The following is a 1528-nucleotide window of genomic DNA, read 5'->3' as shown; positions in this document are numbered from 1 at the left end:
GCTAGTTATGCTTATATTTTATGAAAAATGATAAATAGCCTTCATGCTTTCTTTTAATCTCGAATCATCTTGTTTGTGGCTATCAAATTCGTTAGAAGCAGGATTATAGCTGTATTCTGCAGCCCACTCCTTGTGCTTCTCGATGATTTCTTTGATTGCTTGAGTAATAAAAATCACTTCGGCATCGGTCATAATGGGATGCAGGGAAACACGCACCCATCCCGGCTTATCGGTTAACTGTTTATTTTCGATAGCCTCCATTAAGTCTTTTGATCTATCGGCTTTGATCTTGAATAAATAATGTGCAAAACTACTTGCACAAGACCAGCCACCTCGGGTTTGAATACCAAAGCGGTCGTTGAGCAGGCGCACCACCAGGTTGTAGTGCATACCGCTTATATTAAAGGAAACACACCCGATTTGATCCTCATTGCGATCGCCCAGCAATTCAACCTCGCGTAACTCTGAAACCTGATCGTAAAACAACTCCAGCAATTCGTGCTCACGTTGTTTCATCCTTTCAGGGTTCATTTGCTCCTTCAGCTTTAGACATAATGCCGTACGAATTACCTGTAAAATTCCGGGAGTACCGCCATCTTCACGCGTTTCTAAATCAGTGTGATAACCGTATTCTCCCCAGGGATTGGTCCATTTTACATTGCCTCCACCGGGATTATCAGGGATGGTATTTTTATGTAGTTTTTTATCGTAAACCAAAACTCCACACGTACCGGGACCTCCTAAAAATTTATGTGGAGAAAAGAATATCGCATCCAATTTTTGAGCCGGATTCTTAGGGTGCATATCGATTGTTTCATAAGGAGCTGAAGCTGCAAAATCAACAAAGCAAAGTCCGCCGTATGCGTGCATCAACGCTGCCAGTTCGTAGAAAGGAGCTATCGCCCCTGTTACATTTGAACAGGCGGTAAAAGAACCTATTTTTACCTTTCGATCTGCATATTTTTTAAGCTGAGTTTCTAAGGTTTTTGCACAAATCTGTAACTGATCATTGGGTTCTAAGAGAACAACGTCCACATCCAGCGCCATCCACGGTACCTGATTGGAGTGATGCTCCATATGACTGATAAAAACTACAGGGCGTTCTTCAGAGACTGAAACAGTATCTTTAGGTCTAAGCCCCATAATACGGTGTAGCTTAGCCAGTGCCCCCGTCATACCCGTACCCGTGGTAATCAAGACATCATCGCGATCTGCGTTGACGTGCTGTTTGATTATTGTTCGCGCCTCGTGATACGCATACGTAGCCGCTTTACCACTTTCGCTGGAAAACGAGTGTGTGTTGGCCATTAAGGGTCCTATCTGCTTACAAATGATATCTTCAATAGGTTGATATAGCCTACCGCTGGCAATCCAATCTGCATAAATCTGATTCTGTGTGCCATAAATAGATTCAAACTGATGATTTGTACCGATGGTATTTTTTCGAAATTGGTCAAAATAGTTTTCCAAACTGATTGAGGTTTCTTCGTGTAAGTACATACGTGATATTTTAAATAGAACCTTTGAT

1 protein-coding gene is annotated in these 1528 nt (G+C 42.1%); it reads right to left on the bottom strand.

Annotation, left to right across the window (positions count from 1 at the left end; genetic code table 11):
• Window positions 1-18: 18 nt before the first annotated feature.
• Window positions 19-1500 carry an aminotransferase class V-fold PLP-dependent enzyme gene (locus DSM03_RS18885; protein WP_128763492.1) on the bottom strand — a complete coding sequence of 494 codons (1482 nt, stop codon included), beginning with the start codon at window positions 1498-1500 and terminating at the stop codon, window positions 19-21.
• Window positions 1501-1528: the final 28 nt, after the last annotated feature.

Source organism: Leeuwenhoekiella aestuarii, assembly GCF_004104055.1.
Taxonomy (GTDB): Bacteria; Bacteroidota; Bacteroidia; order Flavobacteriales; family Flavobacteriaceae; genus Leeuwenhoekiella; species Leeuwenhoekiella aestuarii.
This window is presented reverse-complemented; position numbering and strand designations above follow the sequence as displayed.

Coding starts and splice junctions, on each gene's coding strand:
- DSM03_RS18885 (WP_128763492.1), bottom strand. CDS start 1,500: ATGTACTTACACGAAGAAACCTCAATCAGTTTGGAAAACTATTTTGAC.